At 53.5% G+C, this 14,578-nt stretch carries 12 protein-coding genes and 2 pseudogenes; 4 read left to right on the top strand and 10 right to left on the bottom strand.

Going from position 1 to position 14,578, the window contains the following annotated elements:
- Positions 1–142: 142 nt before the first annotated feature.
- The 7 genes from ABA45_RS01325 to ABA45_RS01295 all read right to left on the bottom strand — a co-directional run bounded on the left by ABA45_RS01325 (position 143) and on the right by ABA45_RS01295 (position 7,913).
- Positions 143–1,183, bottom strand: coding sequence for an extracellular solute-binding protein (locus ABA45_RS01325; protein ID WP_048383842.1), 1,041 nt, complete (start codon positions 1,181–1,183; stop codon positions 143–145).
- Positions 1,180–1,947, bottom strand: a complete 768-nt coding sequence (potC, locus tag ABA45_RS01320; RefSeq protein WP_048383841.1) for a spermidine/putrescine ABC transporter permease PotC — start codon at positions 1,945–1,947, stop codon at positions 1,180–1,182. Before potC ends, ABA45_RS01325 begins: the two co-directional genes overlap by 4 nt.
- Positions 1,947–2,807, bottom strand: coding sequence for a spermidine/putrescine ABC transporter permease PotB (gene potB / locus ABA45_RS01315; protein WP_048383840.1), 861 nt, complete (start codon positions 2,805–2,807; stop codon positions 1,947–1,949). The genes potC and potB overlap by 1 nt, the downstream gene beginning before the upstream one ends.
- Entirely contained in the window at positions 2,791–3,927 is a 1,137-nt protein-coding gene (gene potA, locus ABA45_RS01310; protein WP_048383839.1) for a spermidine/putrescine ABC transporter ATP-binding protein PotA, read from the bottom strand. The genes potB and potA overlap by 17 nt, the downstream gene beginning before the upstream one ends.
- Before the next feature lie 138 nt (positions 3,928–4,065).
- On the bottom strand, positions 4,066–5,130 hold the full coding sequence (locus tag ABA45_RS01305; protein WP_048383838.1) for a TRAP transporter substrate-binding protein: 1,065 nt from the start codon (positions 5,128–5,130) through the stop codon (positions 4,066–4,068).
- A gap of 24 nt (positions 5,131–5,154) precedes the next feature.
- The gene (locus tag ABA45_RS01300) at positions 5,155–6,843 is read right to left on the bottom strand and encodes a methyl-accepting chemotaxis protein (RefSeq protein WP_048383836.1); all 1,689 of its coding nucleotides are present in this window, start codon (positions 6,841–6,843) and stop codon (positions 5,155–5,157) included.
- A gap of 56 nt (positions 6,844–6,899) precedes the next feature.
- Complete coding sequence (locus ABA45_RS01295) at positions 6,900–7,913, bottom strand: DUF2235 domain-containing protein (protein ID WP_048383834.1); 1,014 nt, start codon at positions 7,911–7,913, stop codon at positions 6,900–6,902.
- A gap of 292 nt (positions 7,914–8,205) precedes the next feature.
- Here ABA45_RS01295 and ABA45_RS01290 point away from each other — a divergent pair.
- A pseudogene (locus ABA45_RS01290) lies at positions 8,206–8,586 on the top strand (rhodanese-like domain-containing protein).
- 41 nt (positions 8,587–8,627) lie between these two features.
- On the opposite strand, the gene ABA45_RS01285 reads toward ABA45_RS01290, so the two are convergent.
- Together ABA45_RS01285 and ABA45_RS01280 are read right to left on the bottom strand one after the other, a co-directional pair.
- Positions 8,628–9,053, bottom strand: coding sequence for a hotdog fold thioesterase (locus ABA45_RS01285; RefSeq protein ID WP_048383832.1), 426 nt, complete (start codon positions 9,051–9,053; stop codon positions 8,628–8,630).
- 170 nt (positions 9,054–9,223) lie between these two features.
- Positions 9,224–10,606, bottom strand: coding sequence for a ribonuclease J (locus tag ABA45_RS01280; protein WP_048383830.1), 1,383 nt, complete (start codon positions 10,604–10,606; stop codon positions 9,224–9,226).
- Between the two features lie 103 nt (positions 10,607–10,709).
- On the opposite strand from ABA45_RS01280, the gene ABA45_RS01275 reads away from it, so the two are divergent.
- The 3 genes from ABA45_RS01275 (at position 10,710) to ABA45_RS01265 (ending at position 13,305) form a co-directional block, all read left to right on the top strand.
- Entirely contained in the window at positions 10,710–11,393 is a 684-nt protein-coding gene (locus ABA45_RS01275; protein ID WP_048383828.1) for a type 1 glutamine amidotransferase domain-containing protein, read from the top strand.
- Between the two features lie 140 nt (positions 11,394–11,533).
- Entirely contained in the window at positions 11,534–12,262 is a 729-nt protein-coding gene (locus ABA45_RS01270) for a MotA/TolQ/ExbB proton channel family protein (RefSeq protein ID WP_048388548.1), read from the top strand.
- Entirely contained in the window at positions 12,259–13,305 is a 1,047-nt protein-coding gene (locus tag ABA45_RS01265; protein ID WP_048383826.1) for a peptidoglycan -binding protein, read from the top strand. The genes ABA45_RS01270 and ABA45_RS01265 overlap by 4 nt, the downstream gene beginning before the upstream one ends.
- A gap of 49 nt (positions 13,306–13,354) precedes the next feature.
- Here the strand turns inward: ABA45_RS01265 and ABA45_RS01260 are convergent.
- Positions 13,355–14,517 (bottom strand): annotated as a pseudogene (locus ABA45_RS01260) (benzoate/H(+) symporter BenE family transporter).
- Positions 14,518–14,578 lie beyond the last annotated feature (61 nt).

Raw genomic sequence — 14,578 nt, 5'->3', positions numbered from 1 at the left:
CTGTGTCGATCAGTTGTTTGTAGATCATTGCCATGTCTGACACCTGCATTTACGACACATAAACGGCTGCGAGTTCGCTTTTATACTCATCGGCCTGCCCGGCCGCAATTGCCCCCAGGCAGACCGCTTATAGCAGGTCAGATTAACGACCCGACTTCAGTTTTTCCCAATACTTGGCGTAAATCTGCATCGCTTCATCGCCAATGTCGGTCTGGAATTCAGCGTTCACCATGTCTGCCGCCGTGGGGTAGCTGGCGCGATCTTTAGCAACCGAATCGTCTAGCAGCTCACGCGCAGGCAGCACCGGTGTGGCATAGCCGATTTCTGTACTGATCAGAGCAGCAATTTCCGGGCGCAGCACAAAGCTGATGAACTTGTGGGCGGCATCTGGGTTCTTGGCATTCTTCGGAATCACGAAGCTGTCGAGCCACACAATAATGCCTTCTTCCGGATACACGTATTCCAGCGATTCCAGAACGTCTTTACCCATTACCGCTTCACCGTTCCAGATCATGCCAATATCCACTTCGCCTTCCAGAAACGGCATGCGCGGGGCATCGGAGTTGAAGGTTCTTACCGAAGGCATCAGTTCGGTGAGCTTTTCATAAGCCTCTTTAATCTGCTGCGGGTCGGTGCTATTACCGGAGTAACCCAACACCCGCAGCGCCAGGTGGAACACTTCGCGCATGTCATTGGTCAGAATAACCCGGCCGTTAAAGCGCTCCTCCCACAAATCTGCCCAGGCAGTGACCGGCTCACCGTCGATGGTGGCAGTATCTACGCCCAGCCCGGTGGTGCCCCACATGTAAGGCACGCTGTATTCGTTACCTTTATCGATATCCAGATTAATCAGCTCCGGGTCAAGCTGGTCAAAGCCCTCAATCTTGCTGCGATCGATTGGCATCAGCAGGCCTTCGTTACGCATTTTGCTCACGAAGTAGGTAGACGGCACGGCCAGATCGTAAGCGGCGCTGTCGTCCAGCAATTTCAAGCGGGCGTACATAGCCTCGTTGCTGTCATAGGTGGTGTATACCACTTGTATACCGGTTTCTTCCTCGAAGCGGGTCATCACTTCCTGAGGCATATATTCAGACCAGTTGTACAGGTTCAGTACCTTGGGCTCTTCCGAACTACAGCCGACAAGGCCAGCCGTCAGTATTCCCGCCAATGCCAATTTTTTCATTGTTTGTTCCTCATCAATATCCATTGCGACAACAACAGCATCACCAGTGAAAACACCAGTAACAAAGTGCCTAAAGCGTTTACTTCAGGTTTTAGGCCCACCCGCACCATAGAGTAGATGCGCAGGGGCAATATTTCGTAACTGGGTCCACTAACAAAGGTGCTGACGACCACATCATCCATGGACAGTGTAAAGCCCAGCAGCCAACCCGCCATCAGCGCCGGCATAATAGCCGGAATCAGCACGGTGCGAGTCATGGTGAAGTCGCTGGCGCCCAAATCCCGTGCAGCTTCCGGCAAACGCTCGTCAAATCCGCTAAGCCGCGCCATGACGGTAATCACGACAAACGGTAAGCAGAAGGTGACGTGGGCCAGCAGTAACGACACATAGCCCAGCTGGATACCCGCCAGCAAAAACAGACCCAGCAAGGATATAGCCAGTACGATCTCCGGAGACATCATCACCACAAACAACATGCCTTTTAGCGCTTTTTTGCCGCGAAAACGATAGCGATGAAGCGCCAGTGCGGTCAACGCGCCAATCAGGGTAGACACGGTAGCAGCCGTAAGCGCTAGGAACAGCGAGTTGCCCAAGGCTTTCATCATGGCGTAATTGCTGAACAGCGACTCATACCAGCGCAGGCTAAGCCCGCCCCAGCTATAGCCGGTGCGGGAATCGTTAAACGAAAACACCACCAACACGGCGATGGGGATATACAGCAGAAGGTAGATCAGTGCCAGGTAAGTCCGCGGTAGCCAGCGCATCAGGAGCTCTCCTCGCCCAGGCGTTGTTTGCTCAGGCGGTGGGCGAACATCAACAACGCCATGGTCAGGGTCAGCACGATGCTGGCAGCCGCACCAAGCGGCCAGTTGCGGGCATCCAGAAACTGATTTTTAATCACGTTGCCCACCAGAAGGCTGCGCGAGCCACCGAGTATGTCCGGCACAAAAAACAGCCCCATGGCCGGCAGCAACACCAGCATAACGCCAGCCAGAACACCCGGCAGGGTGAGCGGAATAATCACATTTCTGAAGGTGGCAAGGTGTCCTGCACCCAGATCGTGAGAGGCTAACAGCACGTCCTGACGTAAATCATCAAACACCGCGTATAAAGGCAGAATCATAAACGGCAGCAACAGATACACCAGTCCGATAATAACCGCACCCTGGGTGTACAGCATTTGTATAGGCTCAGAAATCCAACCCAGCCACAGCAGTGCTGTGTTCAGCAGGCCATTGGTGGCTAGAATCAGTTTCAAAGCGTAAACCCGCACCAGCGAATTGGTCCAGAAGGGAATGATCAATAAAAATATCAGCAGCATCTGCCGGCGTTTCTGCACTTTCGACAGCGCCCAGGCAAATGGATAGCCAATCAGCAGGCATATCGCCGTGGTCAATGTTGCCATCCATAAGGAGTGTAAAAAAACGTCCAGATACAGCGGATTGAACAACTGGCGATAGGCATCCAGGTTCAGTGGCAAGGCGATAAACGTGGATGGGTCGCGGGTCATCACACTAGCGCCCACCACCAGCAGGTTGGGCGCCAGCACTAGAAACAGCAGCCAACCCCACACCAGCACCAGAACAGCGGTTCTAAAGGGCTGTTGCCTAATGCTCAGCATCATCGGCTGCCTGCTCCTCTTCGTCGGTCAACGGTTGGTCTTGTTCTTCGGCCAACAGCCATTCCCAGCCATCTACCCAGCTAACCCGAACTTTCTCGCCAATGTTGTAATCGAAGGTTGGGTCGTCTTCATCGAAAAACTCGCTGGCCATCACTTGGCTGCCGTCTTCCAGCTCAATCACCGAATCCAAAGTGCTGCCTTTGTAATTACGCTCGACAATCTCGCCGGCCACGCCTTCGCTGTCGCCTGGCGCCAGCACACGGATGTCTTCCGGGCGCAGCAATACGTGTAATGACTGGTTCACGGTTACACGAAAAGAGGGTTTACTCAGTACCCTTTTCAGGCCGAACACATCCACGCTGATCTCGTGATCGATTATGCTGGTGACCTGCCCCGGGAAAAAATTGGTTTGCCCCACAAAGCGCGCGGTAAATAAGTTGGCCGGGCGCTCATAAACTTCTCGCGGTGTGCCCAGCTGCTGGATATAACCGTCTTTCAGCACCACAACGCGGTCTGACATAGACAGCGCTTCCTCCTGATCGTGAGTCACGAACACAAAGGTAATGCCCAGTTCACGCTGCAAGCGCTTGAGTTCTACCTGCATGGTGCGGCGCAGCTTGTAATCCAGTGCCGACAGGGGTTCGTCCAGCAACAGCATTTTGGGCCGCTTTACCACCGCGCGTGCGATCGCTACCCGCTGCTGTTGGCCGCCAGATAACTGGTGCGGCTTACGCGAGACGAAATCTTCCAGCTGCACCATCGCCAAGACTTCTTCTACCCGTTCACGGATTTCCGCCTTTGGCCGATTTTCCATTTTCAAGCCATAGGCTACGTTGTCATACACTGACATGTGGGGAAAAAGGGCGTAACTCTGGAATACGGTATTGAGGGGGCGCTGCTCGGGAGGCTGGTCAGTAATGTCGACTCCGGCGAGGGTAACCGTGCCTGAGTCGGGAAGCTCAAAACCCGCCATCATTCTCAATAGTGTGGTTTTGCCGCAACCGGAGGGGCCTAGCAGGGTGATGAACTCACCGTCAAAAATATCCAGCGTGAGCGAATCCAATACGGTTTTGCCGTCGAACTGTTTGCTGATTGTGCTCAGCGAAAGTAACGTTTTTTCCATCAAACCAGCCTAAATCGAAACGGTGTCACCGTGGATGATCACAAAAAGCAAAAGGGGCGTGAGGATAATCCACAACGCCCGCAGTTGCATTCTTTTTAACCAGTTTTTGATTCTGCCAAATCCTGGTGTTCCGCCTGTTTATTCGTTAACAACTGAGTTCAGATACGCCTTATCAGAAATGTTAGTCCACTGGCGCACCTGCTTCAGGTACTCATGCTGGGAGGTAATGATTTCTTTCGCCAGCGGGTCTGCGTCGCTGGCCTCTTTCAACAGCCTTTCGGTGACATCGCGCAGAGCGCTGATGACTTCCGGCGGGAAGATTTTATGGGTAACGTCCGGGTAATCCTGCTGCATACGGCTCCAGGCCACGCCGCTTTCATGGGTGCTCTGGATGTACATGTCATAGGCCGCAGTGCGCATCGCCACACGCAGAATTTCCTGCAGGTCTTCTGGCAGCTTGTTCCAGGTTTTTTCGTTAATCAGAAACTGGGTTTCGGCGCCGGGTTCCTGCCAGCCGGAATAATAGTATTTGGCAATCTGGTGAAAGCCCATTTGCAGGTCCAGAGCTGGGCCTACCCATTCAAGGGCGTCAATGGTGCCACGTTCCAAGGCGCTATAAAGCTCGCCCGGTGGAATGTTGGTTACCGCAACACCGAGCTCTGACATCACTTCACCAGCAAACCCCGGGGTGCGCATCTTGATGCCCTTCAGGTCATCCAGTGAGGTGATTTCCTCACGAAACCAGCCACCCATCTGGTTGCCGGTGTTGCCACCAGGAAACGACAGCAGGCCAAAAGGCTGATAGACCTTCTGCGCCAGCTCCATGCCGCCACCGTGATAGAACCAGGCGTACTGCTCTGGCGCTATCATGCCAAAAGGCGTGGTGGTGAAGTACATGGCGTTAGGAATGCTGCCCTTATAGTAATAAGAGGCCGTATGGCCCATGTCGTATTGGCCGTTGCGCACCAGGTCAAAAATGCCAAAAGGCGCTTTGTGCTTATTGGACGAATCGATGCGGATTTTCAGCCGTCCGCCAGACATGGTTTCTGCCATTTCTGCCATGTGTTTGGTGGTGTCCCCCAATATGGGCGAGTTGGGGCCCCAGGTCTCCGCCAGTCGCAGGTTATAAGTTTCCTCAGCCAATGCTGAGGCGGTGGCCAGGGTTGCGGCCAAGGCCAAAGTGGCCACGATCAGTTTACGCATTGTTATGTCACCTTATTGTTGTGTTTAAACTTTGAAGTTTCCGATCAAATGTCGCAAAGACTCACTCAAACGCGCCAGTTCATGGCTGGCCTCGTGGGTCTGGCCAACCCCAGTATCGCTTTGCTGGGCCGCATCAACAATACGCACCACGTTTTGATTTATTTCTTCGGCCACCTGGCTTTGTTGCTCGGAAGCGGTGGCAATCTGAGTGACCTGATCGTGTATCTGCCCAACCGAGGTTTCAATGGTGGCTAAAGCCTGAGCGGCATGGCTGATACGCTCGATGGTTTCAGCCGAACGCTCCCGCGACTGGTTCATACGCTCGACGGCGGCACGGGATTCAGTCACGAATCCGTCAATCATCTCGCGAATCTGGTCGGCCGATTCGGCACTGCGCCGGGCCAACTGGCGCACTTCGTCAGCCACTACCGAAAAACCGCGGCCGTGTTCACCGGCCCGAGCTGCTTCAATAGCCGCGTTCAGCGCTAACAGATTGGTCTGTGCGGTCACCGCATGAATCACATCCAGCACTTGCTGAATATTGTCTGAGCGCTCCGCGAGTGAGTTAATAGTGGTGGCACTGGCCTGGATTTCATCGGAAAGCTGATGCACTGCCTGCTGCGCGGAAGCGATGGTCTTACCGCCTTCCCTAGCCATGCGATCGGCATCGGATGCGGAACTTTCAACATCGTTGGCATTGCCGGAAATCTGCTGGATAGTCGCCACCATTTCATGGATCGCCGATGCAATCTGATCGGTTTCCGAACCCTGCCGCTGAACCGATGCGCGGGTTTCGTTGGCCACGCTGCTCAGCTCTTCCGCAGCTGAAGCCACCTGATCAGTGGTGGCCGATACCTGGCGAACGGTTTCCTGGATTTTGATCACAAAGGTGTTAAAACAGCGCCCCAGTTCCGCCAGCTCGTCGTCGCCCTCGGCGGGCAGACGCTTGCGCAGATCACCATCGCCGTTGGCGATGTCTTCCATCAGGTCGCTCACGGTTTTCAGCGGGCGGGTAACCGTACGCCCGACAAAAACACCCACAAATACGCCCAGCAGCACAATAACCACCGTGGCAAGGGCAATAAACCCAAGGGTCTTAGCCAGTTTGGCATCGATTTTGGTCTTTACAATGGCCAATTGCTGATCGATGTCGGTCACGTAAACGCCGCCACCCAGCATCCAGTCCCAGTCAGGTATAGTCACGGTGTAAGAGAGCTTTGGCTCCTTCTCACCACTGGCCGGGTTCGGCCAGTCATAACCATGAAAACCATCGCCGTTGGTCGCATCAAACAAAGACCGCACAATACTAATGGTGGTCGGACTAGACACAACACCTTCTTTACTTGGGTCAGGGGCATAAGCAAGATTTATAAACTGGCTAGAGCCCGTGCGCTCGTAGGCATAAATATAGTTATTGCTGCCAAAACGGATGGCTCGCAGCTGGTTTGCGACCGCCTCTTTGGCCTCACGCTCACTCAGTAAAGGGTTTTTTTTAGCCTCCAGAGCTACGATCTTGGCTACATCTACCAGCGTTTTTAGCCCGTCTTTTCGGGATTCAAGCAGGCTCTCTTCCAGCTGCGCAAGTTGGCGTTGTTCGTTGCTACGAAGCTGTTCAACGGTGATGAAACTAATCGCCGCAGCAGTCAACAAAACGGGAACCAGAGTGGCAAGAAGTAAACGCGTGCGAATGCTGAGACGGCTTAACAATCCCATTAAAAGATATCCTTAATGTATAACCATACGTTAATTTTAGTCGTACGATAAAGTGCTTAGCCTGCAAAGCCAACTATTTTCAGGTTTGGCGGCCGGTAATCCGAATCTTGCCGCCAGCGTTCGCCAACCGACTCGTGAAGTCGGGTTTTGATGTCTGGCACCTGCAAAGGCCGAATTAATGGCCGGGCAAAACGAAACACATGACGTCGCGAATTATGTAGCTTGGCGCTGGCGCTCGGATTGAGCGCTTCAACCAGGTGGTTTTCCACCCCCAGGCCCGTAGCCTCTGCTTCTTTTAACATCCATTCAAGCGGCGAGTCCGCGGCACACAAGCCCTTGTCATCTGGCCCGTAACCACCGCCAATATCGCTGTGGGAGCCGGCAAACCATACCTGTTGCAAGTCCAGCTTAGGCCGTGGCAACCAGAGCGTCGGTTCAAAGTCTTCACGGCGCTCGTCAATGGCCAGCGCGTGGCGGGCAAAACTCACGTTACTACCCAGTTTGGTGTCGTAGAATTCGTCTTTTCTGTCAAACAGACCCATCAGGGAAAAAGGCACACCCAGGGCACCGACCGTATCCCACACGCCAACAAAACGAACCTGCCGAGACGGATGGCTGTGCGCTGCGCGAAAAGCCAAAGACTGCGCGCCTTCAGGAGCGTAGTCTTTTCCTGACTTTTTGTAGTGTTCAAATCCCTGCTGAATGCGCGCTGCGTCTACCCGTTTGAGAATGCCGCAGTTGTTAATCAGCCCACACAGCGCCCGCAAGGTGTAAGCCCCGCGACTAAAACCGAACAAATAGATTTCGTCACCCGGGGCGTAGTTCTGAACCAGGTAGCGATAGCCATCCAGAATGTTCTTGTGCAGGCCCTGGCCCGTTACTCCGCCAATCAGTGCGTTATGATACGAACCTATGCCCCAGTCATAAAACACCTGCTGTGGCAGGCCGTCCGCTGCGATAGGCATTATCGCTCTGGCCAACCGCAAAACGCTGGTTGGAAAATCCTGTTGCAGGTCTTCTTCTGGCCTGTTCCAGGTGCCGTCTGCGCAAATAACAATCCGTTTGGCCATAGTACTGTCCTCGTTAGCTACACGGCGTAAACCTGTTATTTAGTATAGTCAGGCTCTGAATTTTCACCGTAGCGCGGATCTCGACCCGCAAGGGCGCTGCCCGATACTGAGTGTTTTGGACAGCGGCAAAGTGTTTCGCAGCCAGCACCAGGCCAAACACGCCGGCTGCAACAACTATGGAATTAACCCAAATTTTTTGGAGTCAGGCGCACTTTGAGTTACAAGGATAAAAGTGGCACAATATCGATTATTTCAATTTTAGAATAACCTTATTCCAAAACGAGGATTCACCATGAAAACCGTTCACAACCTTGTCGCCGAGGCCAAATTACACATTCAGGAAACGCCACTGGCCAATGCCGATGAAGCTATCCAGAATGCAGATTTGCTGATTGACGTCCGCGATGGCGACGAGTACCGCCAAAGCCATATTCCCCACGCCATGAATATTTCCCGTGGTTTGCTCTAGTTCAAATTCAGCAACGACCCCGCACTGGATAACCGTGGTCTGGGCATTGTGCTTTACTGCAAGAACTCAGGACGCTCGGCTTTGGCAGCCAAGGCTTTACAAGAATTGGGCTATAGGAATGTGCAGATTATAGAAGGCGGTTTTGAAGCCTGGCAGGCAGCGGACAAGCCGCAGGCCAAGCCAGAAATGCCCAGCTTCGATTAGCCGCCGGGCGCAGGCAATGGGCCTGGATGTAACAGGCAGGCTTAGCGAGCCCTGGTAACGGCCATGGTCAGGCGGGAAACGCAGGTTTTTTTACCTTGTTCGTTTTCAATCACTATGTCCCATACCTGGGTAGTGCTGCCAAGATGAATCGCTGTCGCAGTGCCGTAAACCCAGCCGTTGGTGACGGAGCGAAGATGGTTCGCATTGATTTCAAGGCCCACCGCCACGGTACCCTGATCTCGCAGGCAGTAGTTAGCAGCCATGCTACCCAAGGTCTCGGCCAGCAGAACCGAGGAGCCACCGTGCAGAACGCCAAAAGGCTGAACAGTGCGCTCGTCAACGGGCATACGACCCTTAATAAAATCGTCACCTACTTCCAAAAATTCGATGCCCATGTGGCTAATAGCAGTGTTCTGGCAGCTCTTGAGCAAATCTTCTTTGGTCGGAATCCGAATCCATATCGCCACGATTTGCGCCTTGTGTGAGTGAGTATTTTTGTATTCGCAAGATCTAGAAGCAGTCTATCCAGATAGCAAGCGAACAGCCAGACTGCGAGCGCCCACAAGTGCCTTGCAAACTGATATAGATGCCAACCAAGAAAGGAACACCATGCGTGCATCAAGATTGCTCATGGTACCTAAACCACTCGCACCAACGCCTGCTTGAGCCAACCAAGGCGCCCTGTTTCGGTAATTTGACGACGCATGCCGGGCACCGGGCGAATCATGAACAAGTCGCCGTTGCGTCCTACCAGGGTTTTGGGTACACCGGTTTGCTTTGCCAACCGTGCGTGAACGGCCATGTGCTCCTCTTCCCCGTGCACCGGAATGGCAATGGCGGGCTGAACCCAGCGATACATCGCCTCAAGCTCCTCCTGCGCCGGATGGCCAGACGCGTGTATCGGTAGGTCGCACTGCTCGGCAGTAATAACCTTAACCCCCATTCCCTGCAGTTGGCCGATCAACGCTGCAATCAACTCTTCATTACCGGGAATAGCGCGGGCGCTGAAAATCACCGTGTCACCGGCTTCCAGTTCAACATCGGGGTGACTGCCATTGGCCAGACGGCGCAAGGCCGTGCGCGGCTCGCCCTGGCTACCCGTCGCCACCACCAACACCTCGTGTGGCGGCAAGTACCCCAAGTGGGCAGGGTTGATTAACTCGTCGGCATTGTGCCACAGGCCTGCGGCTTTGGCGGCCGAACTCATATTCACCAGCGAACGGCCAAGCAATCCCATATAGCGCCCGGTCTCGCGGGCAACCGCCGCCAAAGTATGCAGACGAGCAATGTTGCTGCCAAAACACGCCACCACCACACGGCCCTCCGCGGTCTTCACCGCACTTAAAAGACCTTTGTGCAGGGCGCCTTCAGACACCGAATGGCCCTTGACCGTCGCGTTGGTGGAATCACACACCATGGCAGCTACGCCCTCAATCGCCAAATCCGTGAATGTCTGTTTGCTATAGCCATGGCCAATCAGCGGCTGGTCGTCCAGCTTCCAGTCGCCGCTATGGAAAATATTGCCCACCGGCGTGCGAATCATCAGCGCGTTGGGATCGGGTATGGAATGGGTTAACGCCAACCATTGCACGTTGAAAGGCCCGATTTGACGCCGATCATTGGTTTCCATCACCACAATGGGAACCCGGTGCAGCATGTTGAACTCGGCCAATTTGCGACGCAAAATCTCTGCGGTAAAGCGGTTGGTGTAAATCGGGCATTGCAACAATGGCCAAAGGTAAGGCACGGCACCCACGTGGTCTTCGTGGGCGTGGGTAATCACCAGGCCACAGAGTGTTTCGCGGCGTTCGGCGATAAATGCGGGGTCTGCCATTTGTACCGGCGGTTCGCCGTGATGGTGCATGCTGCCGTCTGCCGCCAAACGACCCGGTTTTGGGAAGGTCACACCGCAGTCCACCATGAGCCAACGGCCGTCGTGACCATACAAATTCAGGTTCATGCCAATCTCGCCGGTGCCACCAAGGGGTAAAAACCACAGGTCATTGGAATCCGGCATCATGATTAAAACTCTCTCAGGTTGAATTCGCGCCGTTATGGCACAAACTATTGTTATACGGATAACACACCGTAACTCACTTATTGCTTACCAAGGGCGGATGTTTATGAATATCCTGATAGTTTTGACGTCTCACGATCAACTCGGCGATACCGGCAAAAAAACCGGTTTCTGGCTGGAAGAGTTCACCGCTCCTTATTACGTATTCAAAGACGCCGGCGCTCACATTACTATTGCTTCGCCTAAAGGCGGCCAGCCGCCGGTCGATCCGGCCAGCGAAGCCGAAGGTGCCTTAACAGAGACCACAAAGCGCTTTTCAGAGGATGCACACTGTAAAGAGTCTCTGGCCAGCACTCGCAAACTTGCCGACGTGGACATGAACGATTACGACGCCATCTTTTACCCCGGCGGCCATGGCCCGCTTTGGGATTTGGCCAACGACAAGCATTCCATAGCGCTGATCAAAAGCGCTTACGAGCAGGATAAAGTCATCAGCGCGGTTTGCCATGCGCCTGGCGTGTTCAAAAACGTAGAAGTGAAGCCCAACCAGAATATCGTCGGCGGTCGAAAAGTCACCGGCTTTTCCAATTCCGAGGAAGAAGCGGTTCAGCTGACCAAACTGGTGCCTTTTCTGGTGGAAGACATGTTGAAAGAGAACGCCGGCGATTACAGCTGTGGCGACGACTGGGCACCTTATGTGGTGGTTGACGGCAAACTGATCACCGGCCAGAACCCGGCTTCCTCCGAAGGCGCGGCCAAAGCTGTGGTGCAGACCCTTCTCGAAGGCTAAAACTCGTAATGCCCAGCCCTGGCTTGGCATTTTGCCTTGCCGGGGAATCTTCACTCCCATAATTTCCCGCCAATTAAGCATTAACATCTGCCAGTCTGTGCTAACGTTTTGAGGAAAATCTCAACAGGGTGATTTTTTTCATGAGCAATCCAAGGCATACCCTTTTCTGGATGACGTTTTTTCTGGCGATTGTCGCCGCCGTCGGCGTATTGATTCACCAACCGCTGATAACCGCCTTCATGGCCAACTGGGTTTTCAACCTGTTGATTCTTTGCGTACTCATTATTGGCATCGGCCTCACCTATCGTCAGGTGTTCGTATTGTTTCCCGAACTGCGCTGGATTTCCCAGTTCCGCACTGGCCAATCAGGCCTGTCAGTGCTGGAAGAACCCCGCTTGCTCAAGCCGCTGGCCAGGCAGCTGGGCGAAGATTCCAAACGTGACCGTTTTACGCTCTCTACCATGTCACTACGGACGGTTCTGGATGGCATTCATTCCCGTATGGATGAGCAGCGTGAGATCACCCGTTACTTTATCAACCTTTTGGTTTTTCTGGGGCTTCTCGGCACCTTCTGGGGTTTACTGGGCACCATCAATGCGGTGGGTGCGGTGATTACAAACCTGGACATGGGCCAAGGTGATTTAAGTAAGGTGTTTGCAGACCTCCAAGCCGGGCTGCTAACGCCCTTGCAGGGTATGGGCACAGCCTTCAGCTCATCACTGTTTGGCCTTGGTGGCTCCCTGATACTCGGTTTTCTTGATATTCAGGCCGGCCATGCCCAAAACCGGTTCTATGACGGGTTGGAAGAATGGCTGACCGGCGTTACCAACCTGCTGGACCCGTTCACCAGCAATGAACGCCAGCGATGATTGGGTCCAGACGCCGTAGCCGAAGCACCACCAACGTGTGGCCGGGGTACGTAGACGCCCTCTCGGCGCTGCTGATGCTGGTAATATTCATGTTGCTGATTTACGTGGTAAGCCAGCTTTTTCTGGCGCAGACACTGTCTGACCGCAATTCCGAACTGGCCCGGCTGAACCTGCGGCTAAGCGAACTGTCACAATTATTGGGCCTGGAACAGAACACAACGGCCGCTCTGGAACAGCAAATGCTCATCGTTCAAAACAGCTTTAGCGATAGCCTGGCCGAGAACGAAGACCTAGAGCAACGGCTGGAAGCGTCTCGCGACCAATTAATGCGGCAAACCGCCGATGCCGAAGCCCGAGCTGAAAATCTGGCGGGTATGAACCAAAAGCTGGAAAACAAGGATGAGCTTTCCAACAGCCAGCAGACCATGATCATGAGACTGTCCAATCAGATTGCGTCGCTTCAAAACCAACTGCGACAGATAACCGCTGCACTTAGACTGCAAAAAGAAATGACCGTTGATAAGGAAGACGAGCTGGAAAATGTCAGCCGGCGCCTGAACACACTACTGGCAGAGCGGATCAACCAGTTGGAGCAGTACCAGTCTGAATTTTTCTCACGGTTAAGAGACCTTCTGGCTGCCAATAAAAACATCCGCATAGTCGGCGATCGATTCCTGCTGCCATCCGAATTGCTGTTCGCTTCCGGTTCGGCTCTTCTCGGCGCGGAAGGCAAACGCGAACTCGACAAGCTTGCCGGAGTTCTTCTGGATGTGGTTGAAACCATTCCCGCAGATCTTGAGTGGATTCTGCGCATTGATGGCCATACCGATCGAATTCCCATCAACACACCGCAATTCCCTTCCAACTGGGAGCTCTCAACCGCTCGCGCGGTCGCGGTAGTGCGCTACCTGGCCGATCAGAGCGTGCCGCAAAACCGCATGGTTGCGGCGGGTTTTGGTGAGTTTTTCCCGGTTGCTGACGGAACAACACCAGCAGCCTTACAAGAAAACCGCCGCATCGAAATAAAGCTGACCGATCGTTAATTCGCTAACACCAGCTGAGCTGATCATGTGTATAACAAAATAGGCCTATTTATTTGTCCTTTTGCTGAACACGAGCAAGGTTTTGACTTAATATCAGATGGCAGGCGTAGCCGATAACCACGCCCCAAAAAGCAGAAGACAGGCCATATAAAGACATACCCGATGCCGTTACGATAAATGTAATCAGCGAAGCCTCGCGATCGCCGGCATTTTCCATAGCCGTGAACAAGTTTCCGGCGATCGCGCCGAGCAGCGCCAGGCCCGCAAGCACCGCAACAAATGCGGAAGGCAAGGAGGTGAAAAGGCTGACGATAGTGCCGGCGAACAGACCACCGACCAGATAAAAAAACCGTTAAAAACACCGGCGACATACCGCCGTGACGGGTCTGAGTGAACGTCTTTTCCGGTACAGATAGCCGCTGTAATGGCCGCCACCACAATGGTGATACCACCAAAAAAGGCCATCGGTAGCGATGCTAGGCTGGTAACGGTGATAACCGGCTTCGCTTTTATGGAATAGCCCGCACCCTGAATAATTGCCATGCCTGGCAAAAACTGTCCACTCAGGCTGACGAGTACCAGCGGAATCGCAAGGCTGAGCGTAGATGCAATCGTCCATTCGGGCTGAATGTATTGCGGCAACGCCATACCCCAGCGTACGCCCGACAGTGATGCACCTTCCAAAACCACAGCTAGAATGACGCCAACCACTAACAGCAAAACCAATGTATATTTTGGAACAAAGCGGCGAAATACAACATAAAATAACAACATTCCAACGGCCAAGGCCGGCGTAGACTCAATAGCCGTAAAAGCGCCTACGCCGAATTGGAAAATAATGCCCGCCATCATGCCAGCCGCGATGCCCTTCGGAATAATTCGTACAAACGCATCAAAAGTGCCAGAAACACCAATAATAAAGATGATAATAGCTGCTGTAATATAAGCACCAACAGCTTCATTCAGTGACAGCTCGGGAAACAGCGACACAAGCAGAGCGGTTCCGGGCGCAGACCACGCTGTAATCACCGGCACTTTTAGCCACAAGGACAAAACAATTCCTGACACGGCCGCCCCTACCGAAATAGCCCACACCCAAGACGTCATCATGTCTGGCGAAATACCGGAGCTTTCACCAGCCTGGAAAAAGATAGCCAGTGGCCCTGAATAGGACACAAGTACAGCGAGGAAGCCCGCAACCACAGCTGGCATAGAGATATCTTTTAGAAATTTGGACATAGGCTTGAATCCATTGTTAATTGTTGTAGATTCG

Origin of the sequence: Marinobacter psychrophilus (assembly GCF_001043175.1) — a bacterium.
Classification (GTDB): Bacteria; Pseudomonadota; Gammaproteobacteria; order Pseudomonadales; family Oleiphilaceae; genus Marinobacter; species Marinobacter psychrophilus.
This window is presented reverse-complemented; position numbering and strand designations above follow the sequence as displayed.